Origin of the sequence: Pseudomonas sp. NPDC077451 (assembly GCF_044543345.1) — a bacterium.
Taxonomy (GTDB): Bacteria; Pseudomonadota; Gammaproteobacteria; order Pseudomonadales; family Pseudomonadaceae; genus Stutzerimonas.
The window spans coordinates 22,741-41,769 of record NZ_JBITVX010000014.1; the positions used below are offsets into that span (position 1 = coordinate 22,741).

Genomic DNA, 19,029 nt, shown 5'->3' on the forward strand with positions numbered 1-19,029 from the left:
TCCTGATGGTGGGATCGTCAAAGCATGTAGTTGATGCGGAACACGTTTTTCTCGGGGTCCAGCAGCACGGCCTGGTACCAGTGGTAGTAGGTTTCGTAGGGCGCCTTGATCAGCGTCGCGCCCATGTCGCGGGCGATGGGCACCAAGCGGTCAACGTCGGCCTTTGAATCGACGTCGATGTTGAGCAGGAACTTGCAGCCGCGGGTGTCGGCGAATTCGTCCAGATGCAGCAGTTGATAGGCTTCGGGCGCGTTGAAGCCGATGCAGCTCTTGCCGGTATCCAGCCCGCGAAAGATCGGCGAGGCGATTTCGGGAATGTTCCGGAAGCCGAACAGCTCGCGGTAGAAGCCGCTCAGGGCTTCGATGTCGCGGGCGAAGACGTTGACGTAGGAAAGCGTAGTCATGCGACCTCCAGGCCTTTGCCGAAGGTGGTCTGCTTGACGAACTTGGAGAGCAGGTTGTCGCCGGAGGTGACCGGCGCGTGACGCGGCGCTTCGCCCTCGGCCAGGCATCCCGGCAGGCACTCGATCAGCGCGTCGTAGTTGGGCTGGTGGAAGAACACCAGTGACTGTCGCCCGTTGTCGGCCGGGCTGTCCTCAGGCGGGTTGACCACCCGATGCAGCGTGGAAATCCACTGATCGTTGGTCCACTGCATCATCAGGTCGCCGATGTTCACGGCGAAGCCGTTCTCCACGTAGGGCACGTCCACCCATTCGCCCTGGCGGTTGCGAGCCTGCAGGCCGCCCAGCGCGTTGTCCGGCTTGACGATGGTCAGGCTGCCGTAATCGGTGTGGGCACTGGCGCGCAACTGTCCGGGTTCGACCGCGCCCTTCACGTCCGGATAGCTGAGGCTGCGGAACATGCTGATGTGCTTGTCGATCTTGTCGTCGAAGAAGATTTCCGGCAGCTCCAGTGCCAGGGCGAAGATGCGCATCAGCGACTGCGACAGCTCGCTCATGGCAGCGAAGTATTCGCGATAGGTCTGCTCGAAGCCTTCGATGCCGGTGGGCCAGACGTTCGGCGCGAAATGCGGGCCGGCTGCGGCGCAACGGTAGTAGTCCTCATCCGGCACATCGCTGGGCCCGATGGAGAAGGACTCCTTCAGGTCGCCCGGCGCCGCCTCTTCCAAAGAGTACGACAGGCTCTCTTCGGCCACGGCGCTGTAGCCGCGCACCATGTCGGGGCTGGGCCGGTCGACTTTGCGCTTTTCCGGCAGCGGCAAAGCAAAGAACTGCCGCGTCACCTGCGACACGCGCTGGATCAGTTCAGTAGGGATCTGATGGTTGGTGATAACCAGAAAACCGATATCGCGACAGGCCTGGTCGACAGCCTTGGCAACCTGAGCCTTGCCCTCCGGCGCGCCGGAGAAGTATGGCGCCAGGTCGATGATGGGAACGTATTGCAGAGTCATGGATGACGCACTCCTCTGACGCAAGGCTGAAACCTGAGCGCGTCGCCGATGGCTCAGCGCTTTTCTGAATGATGGCCGCAGCGGGCCTGTCGTCCCGGTTGCACGCATGCGGGACCGACAGCGAGGAGAAGGCAGAAAGTGTGCCACTAAACACATTCGCTTATGAATCAGTTGTTTAGCTTTTTTAAACGACAGAAGCAGATCGGTTGGTCTACTTCGGAGCACTTGGTTTGTGCGCCAGGCACGAAGAGCGGCACAGTTGAGGGCATGCCATCAATGCTTCCCCACACCAGTGACCTGAGTGCTATCGACCGCAATTACCAGCCGTGCTGTTTCGGTCATTACTTTTCTCCAGGCATAAAAAAACCGCCCGGAGGCGGTTCATTTATTCTTTGGCGGGTTAGTGAAGTAGCAGGCCTTCAGCCTTCAGCCTTCCACCTGTCTTCGTTTCGGAGGTAAATCATGGTCAAGCTAAACTGCGACCGGACCATCGCCCCTAGGGAATTCTGAGAATCCACTGAGCCGACTATTGAGTGCCTGCAGTCTCCCATGTAGCTGTAACCGTCTGGCTTGTGGCCGAACTTTGCTGTCGCAGGACTCTTCAATCGCGCTCAACGAAGTTGCCAGCCATGACCCATGCGTAACTTTCGTCAGCAAACATCTTCTCGCTGCTGCCAGAGTCATCGCTAAGCCAAATACCCAACGCAGCTATTGTTAGACCGAGAAATGCAGCCGCCGACTAATCCTTAGCTCCGTAGTGTTTAGCCATACAAGCCCCCTAGTTCGCGCCATCGCAAGCAGTCGAGGCCTGAAGGCGTAGCTTGGGGTCGGAGATTCGAAGCACTCTGGCCATGCACTGGTCATAGCTTGAGCCAGGCTGACCCAGTGGCTGCGCGAGCGCCTGCGTCCTTGTGACTCGGCTAGATAGAGCCGCCTTGATCTCTCCATCGGCCAGAACGGCGCGCAGTGCATCGCCCCCGGCAATGAAGAAATTGTTTATCGGCCCGCTCCATTTGGCCTGGCTTTCACCCAGGAGAGCGCCTTGATCATCGTAGACGGATGCAGCTAGGTCGTAGTCGAATCGATTGCGCATGTAACCGTCGCTCTTCCACTCAACAAGCCTAACAACGAGCAACCTTTCTCCGCGCTTCTCAGCTCTTTGGGAGCCGGAAGGATGGCGTGTGGCAGTTACACCACTGCGCTCCAGCCCAGTGACGATCGCGGTCTGTATATCCATCGCGAGCGGACTGCCGCTCAGCGTAGTCACGTTCCAAGGATTGTAATAGAGCCCTCTCAGCGTCCCGACATAGTTCGGGTTTTTGCGTTGGGCCGTCACGTAGGGCCTCTGGTCCACAACGGAGACCGCAACCTCAGCATCTGTAGATAGGTTTAGCGCCGGTACGGCTTGGCGATAATCTATCCGCTGGCCGATTGCGCATCCGGTCAACTGGAGCAGGACCGCGGCGACAAAAACAGCTTGAATCAGCTTCATTAGTTCAGCTCCCGGGCAGCGCCATCACAGATCGCCATCGACTCGACTCGAAGCGCGGCGTCCGATATCCGCATGACTCGAGCCATGCATTCGTCGTACTCGCTTCCGGTTGGAACTCGCTGTTCCAGCGCATCGATTTGCGTCAATTCTGGCTCAGGCTCTGCCCTCTCAATCTTCCGCGCTGTCAGCGGCACGCCATTGCCAGGGTCAATCCCGCCGCCAAGCGCCACGCAGTCGATCGCGGCGGGGTCATCTAGGCGGCGCGCAAAGCCCCAAACCTGCGGACGCGCCCAGGCGAAGAACCCAAATTTCTTTTTTTGCCGCTTCTCGGTGATTACGTCTGCGCCAACACTTCGAGCCACATCGGCCAAGGCGGCGTTAACTGCCGTGTAGTCGCCATACCACTGCTGGTTGGCAACGGCCCTACCGAGGAACGTTGATTCAACGCCGTCTGGCAGCTCGGCAGGCAGAAAGCATACGGGGCCAGAATGCGAAGCCATCGCGGGCTCTGAGTTGGCCCACTTTTGGACCACTGATTTATTACTGCACCCCACCATCAACAGTGCCAACGCAACTACTGCAATTGCTCGCATCCCTGCCCCTCCCCTGAGAAAGGGCCAATGTATCAGATGGCCATCAAAGAAACTCAGCGCTAGGCTGGGTTCTGATGGGTGCTACGTGCTATGCGGCTTTTTTGTCTGCTAACAGCTCGCGCAGTCGCGCGACTCCGGAAGCGTTGTAAACGAAGCTCTCAACTTGCTTGCTGCTGTGCTTCGCCTTGTCCAGCCTGGTATTCAACCACCTTGTCTCGAACTCGCTCGCTTTTGATCCGGCCTGCCTGAACTGTAGCCATCCACCCGGCAAGCTTTCGAAGCGGAAGGCAAGTGGTCATCTGAGGCCCGCCTTCGGAGGGTATCTCCATAAGCACCACACCCCAGCGGTCAGCATTGTTGCTCATCCGCTTAAACTGCCCACCCCAATCAAGGCCGATCCCCTCCACTACTGGCTTCATTGGCACGAATGGCTGCCCCTGATGCTCAACCAGGTAGAGATTGGCGCCATGGAACGGAACGTTGATTAGGCCGCTCATGCTGCCACCGCCTTAACGCCGATATATTCTTGTGGCTGCATCCGGCCGCGCTCAAGACTGCTAAGCGCCGCGCCGATGCTCCCCGCCATACCTCGCACACAATTTCGCCTAACGCCGACCAATACTGTGCCACGGTGCCCTGTACGCATTCCAGTTCCGGCAATAGTGGCGCGGTGATAGCGTGTAGGCTTTTGCTAGGGAGCGGCCCATGTCATCGATAATCATCTTACTCAGCCCAGAGCAGGCCATCGTAGCCACGGACACCTTGGCCGTAAATCTAGATGGCTCGCCTCGCCAGTTCACGACCAAGGCATTCTTGCTTCCACACCTAAAGACAATTGTCGCGGGAACGGGACTTGCCGGGCTCGCGAGCGCCTGGTTCCGGCGCGTCAACGAGATGATGCTGGTTCGGAGTCTTGACCACCTGAATTTCCATACCCAGCAGGGTCTTTGCGAGCTCTACGGCAGAGACTTTGGAGAAATCGATGGGCACGAAGTGTCCAGCAGCATCTACCAGATCGGAGTGGGTGACGACGGGAGAATGCATGGTTACTCCTACAGCTCGTTCTATGATTTTGAGCCGCGCCGAATGGAATACGGCCTTCAAATGAAGCCAACAGCCGGGCCCGAAACCGAAGACAGCCAGCGAACTATCGCTCAGTTGATGCTGGCCCAGAGAAACCTTCAGGACAAAGAACCGGCGAGCGCTCGCGTTTACATTGGCGGCGACATCAACTTAATCAAGCTGGAGCTGGACGGCACGGCCATCCACACGAGCCTAGATCGCTTTCCAGACTACCAAGAGGCTGAGGCCGCCATGTACAAAGGGTTTGGTGCCGCATAGGTTCACGCTAATAGCGCCTCACTTCGACCGCATCACCTCAAGCGCTGCGGTTAGCCCCGAGTCACCCGGCCATGCGCATCATCAAGCCGCATCAGGCACCACACCTCGCCCGGCTCTAGCGTTTGCCAGGTGAGCCTCGACCATGCCTCCATCTCGCATTAGCTAAGCGGGTCTGAAGTGCGCTTGCAGTCCCGTAAAGCCCCACCAGATAGTCCATCCCGTCTGGAGCCGGAGGCATCTCCAGCTCCTTTGGCTTGTGGCCTGTCTGCTCCCAGACTTTCGTCAAGTGCTCCTTGATCGAAGCCTGAGATCCTGGCGCTACCACGCGAAGCTTTAGATCAGCCTCGAAGTGCTCTGTTAAGCGGCCAACGTGCTCGCGAAAAAAAACGCGTGCGATCCCCGCTGAACTGTTCAATCTCCAGAGACAGGCCTGGGTTGTTGGTCAGCAGGTCGCAATAGCCTCCTTGTTAAACTCGATCGGAAGGTTCCAGCCGTCAGCGCGGTCGAACCCCGTCGAGTATCAGGGACTGCAGGCTCTGCAGCGCTTCTTCGAAGAATGCCGGGTCATCCAGCGTGCGCCCGGCGACGGCTTCGACTTGCACGCGGAAGTCGGCGTAGTGCTGGGTGGTGGCCCAGAGCGAGAAGATCAAGTGGTGCGGCTCGACCGGCGCTAGCTTGCCGGCATCGATCCAGGCCTGGATCACCGCGACCTTGTTCTCCACCAGCTCTCGCAAAGGCTGTTCCAACTCGCTCAGCATCAGCGGCGCGCCCTGCATGATCTCCATGCAGAACAGCCGCGACTCGGCGGGATGGTCCCGCGAGAGTTCAAGCTTGGCGCGCAGGTAGTCCTTGATCGCCTCGACCGGGTCCTGTTCGGCGGAGAACGCCTGCAACGGCCGTAGCCAGACCTCGAGCAACTGACGCAGCACGCTGACGTACAACTCTTCCTTGCTGCCGAAGTAGTACAGCAGGTTGGTTTTGGAGACGTCTGCTTGGGTGGCAATCTGATCAAGGCTGGTGCCGTACAAGCCGAAGCGGGAAAAGAGGCCAAGGGCTGCATCGATGATGCTGGTCCGCTTGCTTTCGATCATGCGCGTGCGGCGGTCGACTGCGCTGGCGCTGGGTTCGCGCGCGGCGGTGGTTTTGACTTTGGCAGTCTTGCTGGCGGTTAGGCGTCGGCGGGGTGGAACGGGGGTCTGGTCTATCACAGCGCTACCGGTCGGGCTCAAACGGGCCGCTACTGTAGCGCGCGTCGCTGCATGCGCGCACGAATGGCGACGGTCGACCGCATCGTTGCTCAGTTTTTGAGCGTCGGACCAGTGCCACGCACAAACCAAGTGCTCCGATTCGGACCATTTGGTCCACCGTTTTCAGTGGTTTATCTGCAAACGCTTGATAGCAAACGTAAATCCGAATCTGGCCTGCATCATGCAATTGCACCCCTGTCCCTGCCCGACACGCTCGAGCAGCGCTTTCTAGCCATTGCGTACAGAGGTGCTTCCTATGGATGTTGGTGTTTTCATTCCGATCGGCAACAACGGCTGGCTCATTTCCGAAAACGCGCCGCAGTACATGCCGACCTTCGAACTCAACAAGGCCATCGTGCAAAAGGCGGAGGGCTACGGTTTCGATTTCGCGTTGTCGATGATCAAGCTGCGCGGCTTTGGAGGTAAGACGGAGTTCTGGGAGCACAACCTGGAGTCCTTCACGCTGATGGCAGGGCTGGCGGCTGTCACCAGCAAGATCCAGCTGTTCGCCACCGCCGCCACCCTTACCCTGCCGCCGGCCATCGTTGCCCGCATGGCCTCGACCATCGACTCGATTTCCAATGGCCGCTTCGGTGTGAATCTGGTGACCGGCTGGCAGAAACCCGAGTACAGCCAGATGGGCATGTGGCCGGGCGATGAGTTCTTCGGTACGCGTTACCAGTACCTCGGTGAATATGCGCAGGTGTTGCGCGACCTCTGGGAAACCGGACGCAGCGATTTCAAGGGCGAGCACTTCCAGATGGAAGACTGCCGCGTCAGTCCCAAACCCCAGGCGGACATGAAGATCATCTGCGCCGGATCTTCGGATGCCGGCATGGCGTTCTCGGCGCAATACGCCGATTACAACTTCTGCTTCGGCAAGGGCGTGAACACGCCGACCGCCTTCGCGCCTGCCACGGAGCGGTTGCTCAAGGCCACCGAGAAGACGGGCCGCAGCGTCACATCCTGTGTGCTGTTCATGGTTATCGCCGATGAGACCGACGAAGCCGCCCGCGCCAAGTGGGAGCACTACAAGGCCGGCGTCGATCAGGAAGCCATCGCCTGGCTGGGCGAACAGGGCGCGGCGGACAAAACCTCCGGCAGCGACACCAACATCCGGCAGATGGCGGACCCGACCTCAGCCGTGAACATCAACATGGGCACGCTGGTCGGCTCCTACGCCAACGTCGCCAGGATGCTCGACGAAATCGCCACGGTGCCAGGCATGCAGGGCGTGATGCTGACCTTCGATGATTTCTTAGAGGGTATCGAGGCATTCGGTCAGAAGATCCAGCCGTTGATGCTGAGCCGTCGTCACATCGAGCCGCTGAAGGAGTCCGCCTGATGAACGCCGCGGAGCACTTTTCAGGCTACGGACTGAAGCCCGCCGGCGACATCGTGAAACTGCCGGCGCGTCCGGAGCCGCTGGCAATGAGGGCCAGCGAGACGGCGCTGATCGTGGTGGATATGCAGAACGCCTACTCCACAAAGGGCGGGTATCTGGACCTGGCCGGCTTCGATGTGTCGAGCACCGGGCCGGTGATCGAGAAGATCCTGCAGGCGTTGGCCGCGGCACGTGCAGCGGGTATTCAGGTGGTCTTCCTGCAGAACGGCTGGGACGCTCAGTACGTTGAGGCCGGCGGTCCGGGTTCGCCCAATTGGCACAAGTCCAATGCCCTGAAGACCATGCGAAAGCGACCCGAGCTGGGCGGCACTCTGCTGGCGAAGGGCGGCTGGGACTATCAGTTGGTGGATGAACTCACGCCGCAGCCCGGCGACATCGTGGTGCCCAAGCCCCGTTACAGCGGCTTTTTCAATTCGCACCTCGATAGCACCCTGCGCGCCCGCGGGATTCGCAATCTGGTGTTCACCGGCATCGCTACCAACGTGTGCGTGGAATCGACCCTGCGCGACGGCTTTCACCTGGAGTATTTCGGTGTGGTACTGGCCGACGCTACCCACCAGGCCGGGCCGGAGTTCGCCCAGCAGGCAGCGCTGTACAACATCGAGACGTTCTTTGGCTGGGTCTCCGGCGTGGACGATTTCTGCAGCACCTTCGCCCAGGTCGAAGCTACCGCCACTGCTTCTTGATTCATAACGACAGTGCCGCATCGCTGCGGCCCCAGACATCGCCTTGCAAGGAATCAACGACATGCCCAAGCAATCCATCATCCCCGCCGGCTCCGGCAAACCGCTCGCGCCCTACGTCCCCGGCTCTATGGCCGATGGCGTGGTCTACGTTTCCGGTACCCTGCCCTTCGACAAGGACAACAACGTGGTCCACGTCGGCGACGCCGCTGCGCAGACCCGCCACGTGCTGGAAACCATCAAGGGTGTGGTCGAGGCCGCTGGCGGCAGCATGGACGACGTCACCTTCAACATGATCATGCTCACCGACTGGGCCAACTACGCGAAGGTCAATGAGGTGTATGCCGAGTACTTCCCCGGCGAGAAGCCCGCGCGTTACTGCATCCAGTGCGGTCTGGTGAAGCCTGACGCGCTGATCGAGATCGCCAGCATCGCGCACGTCGGGAAATAGCGGCGTCACCTGATCCTCGCGGAGGGATGCACATGCATTACGAAATCCACGGTCGCCTCGAAGCCGACGCCCCGACACTGGTGATGAGTTCTGGCCTCGGCGGCGCCGGGGCGTTCTGGTCGCCGCAGCTGCCGGTCCTCACGCAACAGTACCGTGTGCTGATCTACGACCAGTTGGGCACCAGCAAGAGCCCGGCACATCTGCCGGATGGCTATTCCATAGAGTCCATGGCGGTCGAACTGCTGGAACTGCTCGACAGCCTGCGGATTCGCCAGTGTCATTTCGTCGGCCATGCGCTGGGCGGATTGGTAGGCCTGCAGCTGGCGCTCTTGCGCCCGCAAATGCTGCAGAGCCAGGTGCTGGTTAACGCCTGGAGTAGCCCGAACCCGCACAGCGCGCGCTGTTTCGCGGTGCGGCAGAACTTGCTGCGTGATAGCGGCCCGGCCGCCTATGTGCAGGCGCAATCGCTTTTCCTCTACCCGCCGGACTGGATCGCCGCCAACAGCGAAAAGCTCGCCCGCGACGATGCCCATGCCCTAGCGCACTTCCCGCCAACCGCAAATTTGCTGCGACGGATCGGTGCACTGCTGGCCTTCGATATCGAAGCCGAGCTTGCCTCCATCAGGACGCCAACCCTGCTGATCGCCAACCGCGACGACATGCTGGTGCCCTGGAATCGCTCGCAGCACATGGCAGACGTTATGCCCAATGCGCGGCTGCAACTGCTGGAATACGGCGGCCATGCGTCAAGCGTCAGCGATAGCGAACCCTTCAATCAAATCCTGCTGGGCTACCTGGCCGAGCGATGCCGGGCCGCGGCAGCCTGAGGAAACGAACCTATGTCCACACCCATCGATTCGCAGGCCCTCGCCGCGCTGTTCAGCGAGGGGCGCACCCACAGCACCTGGCTGGACCGGCCAGTGCCGGATGCGCTGTTGGAGAAACTCTACGCGCAGGTCAGCCTTGGCCCGACCGCAGTCAACAGCTGCCCGGGACGCTTCGTCTTCGTACGCACGCCAGAGGGCAAGCAAAAGCTTGCGCCCTGTTTGTCCAAAGGCAATCTGGAAAAGACCATGAGCGCACCGGTCACGGTCATCGTCGCTTATGACGAGGACTTCCCGGACACCCTGCCCGAGCTCTTCCCCTTCGCCGACGCGCGCAGCTGGTATGCCGGCCAGCCGGCGCTGATTACCGAAAACGCCCTTCGCAACAGCTCCATGCAGGCCGGCTATCTGATCCTCGCCGCACGCGCCCTAGGCCTCGACTGCGGTCCGATGTCCGGCTTCGATGCGAAGATGCTGGACGAAGCCTTTTTCAGCGGGACGAGCTGGAAATCCAATCTCTTGATCAACCTTGGCCATGGCGACACGAGCGCGTTGCGCGACCGCCTGCCGCGTCTTCCCTTTGAACGGGCTTGCGTCCTTGCCTGATGGAGAACCGACCATGCAACTGGCTCAACTCGAATGCGCAACCAACCTCACCCCACCGGTATTGAAGCAGGACTACCGCGACGCCATGGCACGTCTGGCCGCCGCGGTTAACGTGGTCACCACTGATGGCCCCTGTGGCCGCGCAGGCTTTACCGCTACTGCGGTGTGCAGCGTCACCGACGAACCGCCTACCTTGCTGGTGTGCCTGAATCGCAGCGCTTCAGCCCACCCAGCCGTGATCGGCAACGGTATTCTTTGCATCAATACGCTCAGTTGCGATCAGCAGGCACTGTCGAACCTGTTTGGCGGGAAGACACCCATGGCCGAACGCTTCGCGGCAGCCGGTTGGTCGACCTGGGCCACTGGCGCGCCCGTACTCGATGATGCCGCTGCGTCCTTCGACTGTCGTATCAGCCAGATCAACAGCGTTGGTACCCACGACATCCTCTGCTGCGAGGTGCTAGCTCTTCGACGCCGCGACAGGGCGGACGGACTGGTTTACTTCGATCGTGATTACCACGGGGTGTGCGCCGCGATTTGAGTTTCAGCATTCGTTAAGACGCGTGAACTCAGGCGGGCGTGTGCGGAATGACGTTTTTGGATGCGCCAGCCACGCCGTAAACCAACGCACCTTAGTCCTTAACCTCTCAGATGGCTTCCCCAAGCGCCTCGAGCAGCATGGCGATCTTCTGCTCGTTTCGCTTGTAGTAGGTCCAGGGGCCGATGCGTTGCGAGGTCACCAGCTGTGCGCGTTGGAGCGCGGCGAGGTAGTTTGAGACGGTCGATTGGGACAGCCCGACGCGCTCCTGGATGATGCTGACGCAGACGCCCAGCTGCTCGGGATCGGCTTCCTGCTCCGGGAAGTTGGTCTTCGGGTCCTTCAGCAGGGTAAGGATGGCCAGGCGGGTGGGGTTGTCCAACGCCTTCAGCGCTTCACTGACGTCTATGTTCATATTCGCCGCGGGTAGTGGGTTTTCGCGATCTTACGATACTTCGGTCCGAATGGCTGCGTGCCCGGTGATGGCGGACACGCAGCAGTCGCTCAGGCCGGGTGCGCCGGGTAGTCGGTGTAACCCTTGTCAGTGCCGCCGTACATGCTATTCGGGTCCAGCGTGTTCATCGGCCAGCCATTGGCGATGCGCGCGGGCAGGTCGGGGTTGGCGATGAACGGACGGCCGAACGCAATGAGGTCCGCCCAGCCGGCTTCGATTGCCGCCGCGGCGCGCTCGGGGGTGTACCTGCCGGCGTAGATGATCTTTCCGCTGAATGCTGCACGGACCGCCTTGCGGAAGCTGTCAGGCAGCTCAGGCGCGCTGTCCCAGTCGGCTTCTGCCAGGGACAGGTAGGCCACGCCGGCTTCCTCCAAACACTTGACCGCCTCGACGTAGGTTTCCTGCGGATCATCTTCGACAAGGCCGAGATAAACGCGCTCCTCGTCCGTGCTAGCAAACAACGGCGCAAAGCGAACGCCCATCCGATCGGCGCCGATGGCATCGGCGATAGCCTGAACAATTTCGCGTAGAAAGCGCAGGCGGTTGTGCAGGGAACCACCGTATTCGTCAGTTCGGGTATTGGTGTGAGCCGAGATGAACTGATTGACCAGATAGCCGTTGGCGCAGTGAATCTCGATGCCGTCAAAGCCCGCTTCCATCGCGTTGCGCGCAGCCTGGGCATAGAGCTGAACCAGTTCTTTGACCTCGGCATTGGTTAGTTCCCTCGGAGTCGATGGGTCCGCCAGCATGCCCTCTCCCGGCCCGGTCTCGATGAAGACTTTGACGTTGCGCGCAGGGATTGCAGACGGCGCGACCGGGTCGGCTCCACCCGGCTGCAGCGAGGTGTGGGACACGCGACCGACGTGCCAAAGCTGCGCAAAGATCACGCCGCCTTGAGCATGAACTGCCTGGCTGATCGCCTTCCAACCTTCGATCTGCTCCGGGCTATAGATGCCGGGCGTCCATGCGTAGCCCTGGCCACGGGGTTCGATCTGGGTGCCTTCGGTCACCATGAAACCGGCTCCGGCTCGTTGCCGATAATAAGCGGCCATCAATTCGTTGGGGATATTGCCCGGCTGCGAGCTGCGCGAGCGCGTCAGCGGCGGTAATACGATGCGATTGCGCAGGGGAAAGGGGCCAAGGGTCGTCGGTGTGAAGAGTGCTTGATGATTCATAATGTTAGATTTAGATATCGTAATTTATAGATATAAGATGGCGAGGCTTGCCCCGCTTTATAGGTGAACCGTACCGCCCCGCTCGGTTGAGTCTGAAGTCGGTAGCTGCACCAGGTCGGCGATATTGGTGGTCATATCGATAAATGTCAATATCTAGATTATCCGCTGCGGATTATGCCATCGTGTGCCGATGATTGATGGAGCACAGGATTGCAGGACTGGTGCGGCATACCGGTACAAACCGTCCACCGTTCACAAGCTCAGCGGCCCCGGTATGGTGCCCCTGATATAAGCCTGTCTCGTAGCGCTTTTACCGGACCCATGGGCGGTCAGACCTGGTCGATGCCAAACACAGCTGTCCATAACCTTTTCTGCAAGCAGGCTAGCTAGCCTGTCCTGCTCTTCCCTCGCGTAACGGCTCGGTTGGTCCGTAGACAGCAACCGAGCCGCGTGGCCAAACAGTCGCGATCAGTGCTCGTGCTTTTCGCCGACGAAACTCAGCGAGGAGAACATGCCACGCACCCGCGCATCCGGATCATCGCTCGGGACGGTGGCGGTGGCTGCGATGACGTTGAGGCCGTGGTTGCGTACGGTGATCTTCGCCTTACCCTCGGCGTCGGTTTTCGTGGCGACTTCGTCGGGTGCGTTCACGAAGTCGGCAACGAGCTCGACGTTGGCCGCCGGTTTGCCATCAACCAATACCTGGACTTCCAATTCCTCGCCAGCTTCAACCGACATAGGGTCCTGTTGGGGCACGATAACCAACTTCAGCTCGTCCAGCGGAGGCAGCTTTGCACCCTCTTCCAGCACTGCCAGGGTGTACTTGTAGTAGCGCCCGGAATCCTGCGCGTCGGGCACCTGGGTTTCACCGACATTGAGCCATTTCTTGTCCGGGGCCTGGGTCCAGTAGCCATTGTCCAAGGCGACACTGAGCACGGCGGGCGACTTCTGCGGTTTGAGCCGCGCATGGTCCTCGAGCTTTTCGATAGTGACCGGAACATTTTTACCCTGCTGGTCGCTTGCCCAGCCACCAGAGATTTTCTTGGGGTCATAGGCGTTGTCTTCAGCACCGTCACCGTAGATCACTTCGATGTTCCCGCGCCGCTCCGCGGTCCAGATGCCGTGGGCTGATACTTGTCCGGCCAGCATAGCGGCCAATAGTGCGCCGGCGATTTTCGCGTGTTGCCTGTTCATTGTTTTTCCTTACGGATGGGCCTTGTGACGCCGACTCGGGGAAGCGAGCCGGGTCGGGGTTATAGATTCAGCGACAGGCTCAGACTGAGATTGCGCGGTTCGCCCGGCATCACCCAGACATTACTGTAGGAGCGCTCGTAGTAAGTGCGGTCGAACGCATTATTCAGGTTCACGCCAAGGGTCAGGTGTTGCGTGGCCTTGTAGCGCGCCAGCAGGTCAACTGTAGTGTAACCCGGCAGTTCGAAGCCGCTGTCCGCGACATTGCCGGAACGATCACCGACGTAGTTGACGCCACCGCCGAGTTCGAGGCCTCGCAAGCCTCCGTCGAGGAACTCGTAGACGCCCAGCAGGCTGCCGCTGTGTTCGGGCACGTTGGGCAGATGGCTGCCGCGCGCCAGGGTGTTGTCCTCGATGACTTCGGCATCGACATAGGCGTAGGCGCCGATCAGCCGAACCTCGTCGGTCAGTTGCCCGGTCAGCTGCAAATCGATACCGCGGCTGCGCACTTCGCCCGCTGCGATCTGATAGGTCGAGTCGACCGGATCGGCGGTGAGCACGTTTTCTTTGGTCAGGTGAAACGCAGCGATGGTCATGCCCAGACGGCTGTCGAGCAGGTCGAACTTGAAGCCGGCTTCGTAACCGACGCCTTCCTCCGGATCGAATGAGGTGCCAGTACCTGGCCGTGGCGCGCCCGTGTTGGGCTTGAAAGACTGCGAGGCGTTGGCGAACACGGCGACCTCAGGCGTGAACTGGTAGAGCGCGCCGATGCGCGGCGTGATCTTTTCGTGGGTCTGTTCGGTGCGCTTGTCGGTTACCTTAACTTCGTTGTCCAGGCGATGCTCGTAATGGTCGTAGCGCGCACCGATAACGCCGAACAGCTTTTCGCTGAAGCGCATCTGGTCCTGCAGGTTCAGCGAGCGGGAATGGACCAACTCGTGACGATCGGTGCTGCGCCCGTCCGGACCTACGCTGAACGGTAGCCGTGGTTGCCCATAGACCGGCTCGTAGATGTCTATCTGTGATAACGGAGGGGTGCGCAGCACCGCTTCGGCCTTGGCATACCGCTCGTACTCGGTGCCGATCAGCAGGCTGTGTTCGATGTCGCCGGTATAGACCAGGCCACGCAGCTCCAGCTGGGTGATGCTGTCCTGCCAATCGTAATCGCGGTAGCGGTACTCGCGGTTGAGCGTGCGCCCGTCAGCGAGAAGGCGGCTCGCCTCCGTAGCGCCGCCGCTTAGTCGACCCTGCTTGTAGTGGCTGGCCAATCTGACCGTCCAGCTGGCATTCAGATCATGCTCGATTTCGGCCTGCAGGCTTTCGTTGTTGTTGTCGATTTCGCCGTCACGGGGCTCACCGAAAAAGTCGGAACGCGAGACGCTGCCAAGGTGGTCGTTCGGCGCAACCACACCGCGGTCGAATACCTGGCTGCTGCGGATGACTTCAGCCTGCACCAGCAGGCGCGTCTGCGGCGTCAATTCCCAGCTGAACGCCGGCGCAAAGAACTGCCGTTCACTGGAACGGTAATCACGGAAGCTGTTGTTGTCCTCTACCGCGAGATTCATGCGGTAGAGCATCGTGCCTTCGTCATCCAGGGGCGTGTTGACGTCCAGGCTGCTGCGGTAGCGGTCCCAACGGCCGGCGCTCAGGTCCAGGCGCGCGAACTGATCATTCTGTGGCCGCTTGCTGACGATGTTGATGGTGCCGCCTGGGTCGCCGCGGCCATACAGGCTGGAGGCCGGGCCTTTGAGCACGTCGATGCGCTCGACATTGGATGGGTCCTGCGGGTTCATATAGCCGCGGTTGACGCTGAATCCGTCCTTGTAGAACTCCGAGGTGGTCAGGCCACGGATGCTGTATTCGTACATGGTCAGGCCGCCGAAGTCATTCTGCCGCGCCACGCCACCCGCATAGTCCAAGGCCTTTTCGATACGCGGGCTGTCCAGATCTTCCAGGACCGTAGCAGGGATGACGCTGACCGCTTGGGGAACCTCCTCCAGCGGAGAATCGGTCTTGGTGGCGCTTGCTGAACGCCGAGTCCGGTAGCCCTCTGCTTCGACTTGTTCGCGATCTGCCGTGACGACCACGTCTTCGAGAACAGCGCTGTCTGACTCTTGTGCAAAAGCTGACATGCTGCCCAAACCTGCCGCGGCGGCTATTGCCAAAATTCTTGCTGCAACGCTACTGCTGTTCATGCCCGCTTCCGATCAAATGTTATACCGTAACATTTGAGCGGAAGCTGTCTGTTGCTGTCAAGGCCGCAGGCTAGCTGGCAAGCCGCGTTCGGCTAGGGCAGCATGCGGCGACAACGATCCATAACGAGGAACGCAGCGATGATCGATTTCGACAACAAGGGTTTCTTCAAGCTAAAGCAGAACGATGAGTACGCCGAGCGGGTCCGGTCGTTGCTGTTGGACGACGAGCAGGTAGTCGATTCCTACAAGTCCATGCGTGACGGCGTGGTGTTTACCAACAAGCGGATCATCGCGGTCAACGTGCAGGGCATCACCGGCAGCAAGAAGGATTTCACTTCCCTGCCCTACAACAACATCGTTGCTTATTCGGTGGAGACATCGGGGACTTTCGATCTGGACTCGGAGCTGGAGGTCTATTTCTCGTCGCTTGGGAAGGTGAAGTTCGAGTTCACAGGCAAGACCTCGATCGTCGAGATATCGAAGCACATATCCAAACATCTACTCTGAACTGAGGGGCAGCGGCAGCGAACAGCGCAGTACCTGCAGGGGGCTCAAGTCGTTGCGCGTAGTCCGGCAACGACGCCCACACCAGCCCTGACTCGCTAGCATAGGTAGCGAGCAATTAGGATTGGCTGCCGCAATGAACCGGTGTCGTTACCGGTCGACCTCCACACCAGAGCAGGCTTTTTCAGCCGTCGAAGAGACTGCCTCGACAGGGCGGGAAGATAAATCCGAAGGTTTAGGTTCTTCAGAGCGAATACCTAACGCGACCAGCAATGTCTCGCTCATTTCCATGAATGAATAGCCATCGGCCCATATTTCGGTTTTGCCGTTCAGTCTGTTATCCATGCTTTCCATATCCTAGGCTGCGCGCCCACTCAGCCGTGCGTTCGAATTGTTTTGCTACGCCTGTTGGCGACACGCAACTGCAGCATCCTGCGTGCCAACATTGAAAAGCAATCTTTCGTTTACATATCAAATACTTACGGAACCAACAGGCTCCAGTAACTGTTGCAAGATGCACGATTCGCAATCTGTACCCTTGCGATGTGCAAGTCTGCCCGTCTGTGCTGCAGGTCACAGAAATGGAGTCAGGACAATGACCAGACCACAGCCCGTGTCTTCGCCAGCGGTACACGAGCAGGCCCGGCCTTTCGGCATAATTGGTAGCCCGCCCTTGAGCACACGCCATGCAGATCGATGAAGAACTCACGCTGAAAAAGCTGGAGGTGTTTCTGGCCTTCATGCGCAGCGGCAATCTGAGCAAAGCGGCCGCCGAGCTGAACACCAGCAATGTCAGCGTGCACCGCGCCATCCACTCGCTGGAGAGCGCCCTGCGCTGCCCGCTGTTCAAGCACGAGGGGCGCAACCTGATTCCACTGGAGAGCGCTTATGTACTGGAAGAGAAAGCGCAGAAGCTGGTGCAGGATGTGCTTGAGACCGTTCGCCAAACGCGCGAGGCCGCAGGGTTCTCGGCCGAGCGATTCAAGCTCGGGGCCCTGTATTCGCTGACGGTGAAAACCGTCCCGCAGCTGATCATGGGGCTGAAGCTGCGCCGTAGCGAACTCAACATCGACCTGATCCTAGGCTCTAACGTGGACCTGTTCTACAAACTGAAGAACATGGAGCTGGACGCGATCCTTGTGTCGCTCAACGACAGCGTCAGCCACGACCCGGACTGTGCACAGCTGCCCCTGTTTGCCGACGACATCTTTCTCGCCGCGCCGGCTGATTCGGCGTTCGCGCAACAGGCGGAAGTCGACTTGAGCGATCTGCGCGACGCCACTTTCATAACTCTGACGCAAGGCTTCGCGACGCACCAGGACGGCAATCGGGTATTCCAGCAGGCAGGCTTCGAGCCGAAGGTGGCGATGCAGGTCAACGACATCTTCACCTTGATGAGCATGGTCAATTCGGGGGTGGGCTATGCGCTATTGCCCGGTCGGGTGGGGATGGTCTATGAGGCGCGGGTCAAGCTGGTGCCGTTGCAGGCGCGGTATCACCTGCAACAGCACATCGGCGTGGTGTTTCTGAAGGCCAAGGAGCGCGATCCCAACCTGCTCGCGCTCCTGGCCGAATGCCGCATGTACAGCCTTAAGAACCCGAGTTGACGCACCGCAGGGTGGGCAATGGCAACGCCTTGTCCACCTCGAGGCAACTCAACCGAGCAGTCCGCGCATGATGAAGAACAGCAGCGACGGGCCAAGCAGGCAACCGAGTGCGGTATAGAACGCCGCGGTGAGGCAACCGTAGGGCACCAGCTTGGCGTCGGTCGCCGCCAGACCACCGGCGACGCCACTGGACGTGCCGATCAGCCCGCCAAAGATGACCGCCGCGCGCGGGTTGTTCAAACCGATCATTGGTGCGAAGAACGGCGTCGCGATCATCACCAGAATCGCCTTGACCAGGCCCGCCGCGATGGACAGCGCCATCACCTCCGAGCTGGCGCCGATCGCCGCGCCGGTTACCGGGCCGACGATGTACGTCACTGCGCCGGTGCCGATGGTGGTCAGACTGACCGCATCGGTGTAGCCGAACGCCATGGCCACCGAGACGCCCGCAATAAACGACGAGAATACGCCGACGAACAATGCCAGCACGCCCACCAACCCGGCGCGCTTGAGTTCCTCGACGCTGACGCCGAAGCCAGTGGCGACAATGGCGAAGTCCCGCAGCATTGAGCCGCCCAGCAAGCCAATGCCGGAGAACAGCGCGATATCAACCAGGCCCTTCTGCCCGCCGGTCACCACGCCGCCGATGTAGGACAGCAATAGACCGATGAGGATGGCCACCGCCGAGCCGTGCAGACGGCCCTTGGTGAGTTTGTCCGACAGCCAGTAGGAGAACCACATGGTGGCGCCGATGATGGCGAAGCCGCTGATCAGACCGTAGCCGGAGACGACCTTGAGTAGAGATTCGTACATGGCTTAGCCCTCGTTGGTCAGTGGTTTGGCTTCATCGGCTTCAAGCTTTTTTCGGCCGATTCGGTCGAGCACCGGTACCAGGGCAAAGGCGATGGCCACCGCGGCGACGCCGGCGAGGATGGCCATCGGGCCACCGCTGAGGGCGCCATACACGTTCTGCTGCGCCGCCATGGCGACCACGATCGGGATATAGACGGCGCTCCAAAACTTGACGCCCTGCTCCGAATCCATCGTGAACAGGCCACGCGACTTGAGATAGCTGCCAAGCAGAATCAGTAGCACCATGGCGATACCGACGCCGCCGACGTTGGCAGGGACGCCGATCAGTTTGCCCAACAGTTCACCGACGAAGATGCCTGTCAGGGTGCACAAGGCCAGGAAGGCCACACCGAAGATAATCATTGTTATTGTCCTTTTGGGTTGCGCTCAGGCCCGGTGCTACCGGCTCCGATGCGCGTGTGTTGTCGAGGTCGTTGTTTTTATCCATCGAACAGTGGCG

General features: G+C 60.1%; 22 protein-coding genes. 9 read left to right on the plus strand and 13 right to left on the minus strand.

The window, feature by feature from the left end; all coding sequences use genetic code 11:
• Positions 1–17 precede the first annotated feature (17 nt).
• The 5 genes from ACIGHL_RS18565 to ACIGHL_RS18585 all read right to left on the minus strand — a co-directional run bounded on the left by ACIGHL_RS18565 (position 18) and on the right by ACIGHL_RS18585 (position 3,993).
• Complete coding sequence (locus ACIGHL_RS18565; protein WP_128119922.1) at positions 18–404, minus strand: VOC family protein; 387 nt, start codon at positions 402–404, stop codon at positions 18–20.
• Positions 401–1,411 (minus strand): isopenicillin N synthase family dioxygenase, encoded by a 1,011-nt coding sequence (locus tag ACIGHL_RS18570; RefSeq protein ID WP_128119923.1) that lies wholly within the window; start codon positions 1,409–1,411, stop codon positions 401–403. The genes ACIGHL_RS18565 and ACIGHL_RS18570 overlap by 4 nt, the downstream gene beginning before the upstream one ends.
• A 778-nt stretch (positions 1,412–2,189) precedes the next feature.
• A complete protein-coding gene (locus ACIGHL_RS18575) occupies positions 2,190–2,903 on the minus strand; it encodes a YajG family lipoprotein (RefSeq protein WP_128119924.1) in 714 nt (237 codons plus the stop codon).
• Positions 2,903–3,472, minus strand: a complete 570-nt coding sequence (locus ACIGHL_RS18580; protein WP_128119925.1) for a hypothetical protein — start codon at positions 3,470–3,472, stop codon at positions 2,903–2,905. Before ACIGHL_RS18580 ends, ACIGHL_RS18575 begins: the two co-directional genes overlap by 1 nt.
• Before the next feature lie 182 nt (positions 3,473–3,654).
• Positions 3,655–3,993, minus strand: a complete 339-nt coding sequence (locus tag ACIGHL_RS18585) for a phage antirepressor N-terminal domain-containing protein (protein ID WP_128119926.1) — start codon at positions 3,991–3,993, stop codon at positions 3,655–3,657.
• A gap of 208 nt (positions 3,994–4,201) precedes the next feature.
• Between ACIGHL_RS18585 and ACIGHL_RS18590 the strand changes: the two genes are divergently transcribed.
• A complete protein-coding gene (locus tag ACIGHL_RS18590; RefSeq protein ID WP_128119927.1) occupies positions 4,202–4,837 on the plus strand; it encodes a hypothetical protein in 636 nt (211 codons plus the stop codon).
• Between the two features lie 494 nt (positions 4,838–5,331).
• Here the strand turns inward: ACIGHL_RS18590 and rutR are convergent, their stop codons facing one another.
• Complete coding sequence (gene rutR / locus ACIGHL_RS18595) at positions 5,332–6,045, minus strand: HTH-type transcriptional regulator RutR (protein WP_128119973.1); 714 nt, start codon at positions 6,043–6,045, stop codon at positions 5,332–5,334.
• Positions 6,046–6,340: 295 nt separating this feature from the next.
• Between rutR and rutA the strand changes: the two genes are divergently transcribed.
• The 6 genes from rutA (at position 6,341) to rutF (ending at position 10,594) form a co-directional block, all read left to right on the plus strand.
• Positions 6,341–7,429: a pyrimidine utilization protein A gene (gene rutA / locus ACIGHL_RS18600; RefSeq protein WP_128119928.1), complete on the plus strand. Its 1,089-nt coding sequence runs from the start codon at positions 6,341–6,343 to the stop codon at positions 7,427–7,429.
• Complete coding sequence (gene rutB / locus ACIGHL_RS18605) at positions 7,429–8,175, plus strand: pyrimidine utilization protein B (protein ID WP_128119929.1); 747 nt, start codon at positions 7,429–7,431, stop codon at positions 8,173–8,175. The genes rutA and rutB overlap by 1 nt, the downstream gene beginning before the upstream one ends.
• Positions 8,176–8,236: 61 nt before the next feature.
• Positions 8,237–8,623 (plus strand): pyrimidine utilization protein C, encoded by a 387-nt coding sequence (gene rutC / locus ACIGHL_RS18610; RefSeq protein WP_128119930.1) that lies wholly within the window; start codon positions 8,237–8,239, stop codon positions 8,621–8,623.
• Positions 8,624–8,655: 32 nt separating this feature from the next.
• The gene (gene rutD / locus ACIGHL_RS18615; RefSeq protein ID WP_128119931.1) at positions 8,656–9,450 is read left to right on the plus strand and encodes a pyrimidine utilization protein D; all 795 of its coding nucleotides are present in this window, start codon (positions 8,656–8,658) and stop codon (positions 9,448–9,450) included.
• Between the two features lie 12 nt (positions 9,451–9,462).
• Positions 9,463–10,053 (plus strand): malonic semialdehyde reductase, encoded by a 591-nt coding sequence (locus tag ACIGHL_RS18620; RefSeq protein ID WP_128119932.1) that lies wholly within the window; start codon positions 9,463–9,465, stop codon positions 10,051–10,053.
• Between the two features lie 13 nt (positions 10,054–10,066).
• On the plus strand, positions 10,067–10,594 hold the full coding sequence (gene rutF / locus ACIGHL_RS18625; RefSeq protein ID WP_128119933.1) for an NADH-dependent FMN reductase RutF: 528 nt from the start codon (positions 10,067–10,069) through the stop codon (positions 10,592–10,594).
• Between the two features lie 106 nt (positions 10,595–10,700).
• Here the strand turns inward: rutF and ACIGHL_RS18630 are convergent, their stop codons facing one another.
• The 4 genes from ACIGHL_RS18630 to ACIGHL_RS18645 form a co-directional block, all read right to left on the minus strand.
• Positions 10,701–11,006, minus strand: a complete 306-nt coding sequence (locus tag ACIGHL_RS18630) for an ArsR/SmtB family transcription factor (protein WP_128119934.1) — start codon at positions 11,004–11,006, stop codon at positions 10,701–10,703.
• 89 nt (positions 11,007–11,095) lie between these two features.
• A complete protein-coding gene (locus ACIGHL_RS18635) occupies positions 11,096–12,220 on the minus strand; it encodes an alkene reductase (protein WP_128119935.1) in 1,125 nt (374 codons plus the stop codon).
• Positions 12,221–12,688: 468 nt separating this feature from the next.
• Positions 12,689–13,414 carry a DUF4198 domain-containing protein gene (locus ACIGHL_RS18640; RefSeq protein WP_216707030.1) on the minus strand — a complete coding sequence of 242 codons (726 nt, stop codon included), beginning with the start codon at positions 13,412–13,414 and terminating at the stop codon, positions 12,689–12,691.
• 59 nt (positions 13,415–13,473) lie between these two features.
• Complete coding sequence (locus ACIGHL_RS18645) at positions 13,474–15,606, minus strand: TonB-dependent siderophore receptor (RefSeq protein WP_128119936.1); 2,133 nt, start codon at positions 15,604–15,606, stop codon at positions 13,474–13,476.
• A gap of 138 nt (positions 15,607–15,744) precedes the next feature.
• Here ACIGHL_RS18645 and ACIGHL_RS18650 point away from each other — a divergent pair, with 138 nt between their 5' ends.
• Entirely contained in the window at positions 15,745–16,113 is a 369-nt protein-coding gene (locus ACIGHL_RS18650) for a PH domain-containing protein (protein ID WP_127840525.1), read from the plus strand.
• A gap of 147 nt (positions 16,114–16,260) precedes the next feature.
• Here ACIGHL_RS18650 and ACIGHL_RS18655 read toward each other — a convergent pair whose 3' ends face one another.
• Positions 16,261–16,455, minus strand: coding sequence for a hypothetical protein (locus ACIGHL_RS18655; protein ID WP_128119937.1), 195 nt, complete (start codon positions 16,453–16,455; stop codon positions 16,261–16,263).
• A gap of 341 nt (positions 16,456–16,796) precedes the next feature.
• Between ACIGHL_RS18655 and ACIGHL_RS18660 the strand changes: the two genes are divergently transcribed.
• Entirely contained in the window at positions 16,797–17,717 is a 921-nt protein-coding gene (locus ACIGHL_RS18660; RefSeq protein ID WP_128119938.1) for a LysR family transcriptional regulator, read from the plus strand.
• 48 nt (positions 17,718–17,765) lie between these two features.
• On the opposite strand, the gene madM is transcribed toward ACIGHL_RS18660, so the two are convergent.
• Together madM and madL are read right to left on the minus strand one after the other, a co-directional pair.
• Positions 17,766–18,530: a malonate transporter subunit MadM gene (madM, locus tag ACIGHL_RS18665; protein WP_128119939.1), complete on the minus strand. Its 765-nt coding sequence runs from the start codon at positions 18,528–18,530 to the stop codon at positions 17,766–17,768.
• 3 nt (positions 18,531–18,533) lie between these two features.
• Positions 18,534–18,932 (minus strand): malonate transporter subunit MadL, encoded by a 399-nt coding sequence (madL, locus tag ACIGHL_RS18670; RefSeq protein WP_045423114.1) that lies wholly within the window; start codon positions 18,930–18,932, stop codon positions 18,534–18,536.
• Positions 18,933–19,029: the final 97 nt, after the last annotated feature.

Bases quoted from the DNA above. Each gene is read 5' to 3' on its own strand.
- rutA (WP_128119928.1), top strand. From the start codon at position 6,341: ATGGATGTTGGTGTTTTCATTCCGATCGGCAACAACGGCTGGCTCATT.
- ACIGHL_RS18630 (WP_128119934.1), bottom strand. From the start codon at position 11,006: ATGAACATAGACGTCAGTGAAGCGCTGAAGGCGTTGGACAACCCCACC.
- madM (WP_128119939.1), bottom strand. From the start codon at position 18,530: ATGTACGAATCTCTACTCAAGGTCGTCTCCGGCTACGGTCTGATCAGC.
- ACIGHL_RS18650 (WP_127840525.1), top strand. From the start codon at position 15,745: ATGATCGATTTCGACAACAAGGGTTTCTTCAAGCTAAAGCAGAACGAT.
- rutB (WP_128119929.1), top strand. From the start codon at position 7,429: ATGAACGCCGCGGAGCACTTTTCAGGCTACGGACTGAAGCCCGCCGGC.
- madL (WP_045423114.1), bottom strand. From the start codon at position 18,932: ATGATTATCTTCGGTGTGGCCTTCCTGGCCTTGTGCACCCTGACAGGC.
- ACIGHL_RS18590 (WP_128119927.1), top strand. From the start codon at position 4,202: ATGTCATCGATAATCATCTTACTCAGCCCAGAGCAGGCCATCGTAGCC.
- ACIGHL_RS18620 (WP_128119932.1), top strand. From the start codon at position 9,463: ATGTCCACACCCATCGATTCGCAGGCCCTCGCCGCGCTGTTCAGCGAG.
- ACIGHL_RS18660 (WP_128119938.1), top strand. From the start codon at position 16,797: ATGCAGATCGATGAAGAACTCACGCTGAAAAAGCTGGAGGTGTTTCTG.
- rutF (WP_128119933.1), top strand. From the start codon at position 10,067: ATGCAACTGGCTCAACTCGAATGCGCAACCAACCTCACCCCACCGGTA.
- ACIGHL_RS18635 (WP_128119935.1), bottom strand. From the start codon at position 12,220: ATGAATCATCAAGCACTCTTCACACCGACGACCCTTGGCCCCTTTCCC.
- ACIGHL_RS18640 (WP_216707030.1), bottom strand. From the start codon at position 13,414: ATGAACAGGCAACACGCGAAAATCGCCGGCGCACTATTGGCCGCTATG.
- ACIGHL_RS18655 (WP_128119937.1), bottom strand. From the start codon at position 16,455: ATGGATAACAGACTGAACGGCAAAACCGAAATATGGGCCGATGGCTAT.
- ACIGHL_RS18570 (WP_128119923.1), bottom strand. From the start codon at position 1,411: ATGACTCTGCAATACGTTCCCATCATCGACCTGGCGCCATACTTCTCC.
- ACIGHL_RS18645 (WP_128119936.1), bottom strand. From the start codon at position 15,606: ATGAACAGCAGTAGCGTTGCAGCAAGAATTTTGGCAATAGCCGCCGCG.
- ACIGHL_RS18565 (WP_128119922.1), bottom strand. From the start codon at position 404: ATGACTACGCTTTCCTACGTCAACGTCTTCGCCCGCGACATCGAAGCC.
- ACIGHL_RS18575 (WP_128119924.1), bottom strand. From the start codon at position 2,903: ATGAAGCTGATTCAAGCTGTTTTTGTCGCCGCGGTCCTGCTCCAGTTG.
- rutD (WP_128119931.1), top strand. From the start codon at position 8,656: ATGCATTACGAAATCCACGGTCGCCTCGAAGCCGACGCCCCGACACTG.
- ACIGHL_RS18585 (WP_128119926.1), bottom strand. From the start codon at position 3,993: ATGAGCGGCCTAATCAACGTTCCGTTCCATGGCGCCAATCTCTACCTG.
- rutC (WP_128119930.1), top strand. From the start codon at position 8,237: ATGCCCAAGCAATCCATCATCCCCGCCGGCTCCGGCAAACCGCTCGCG.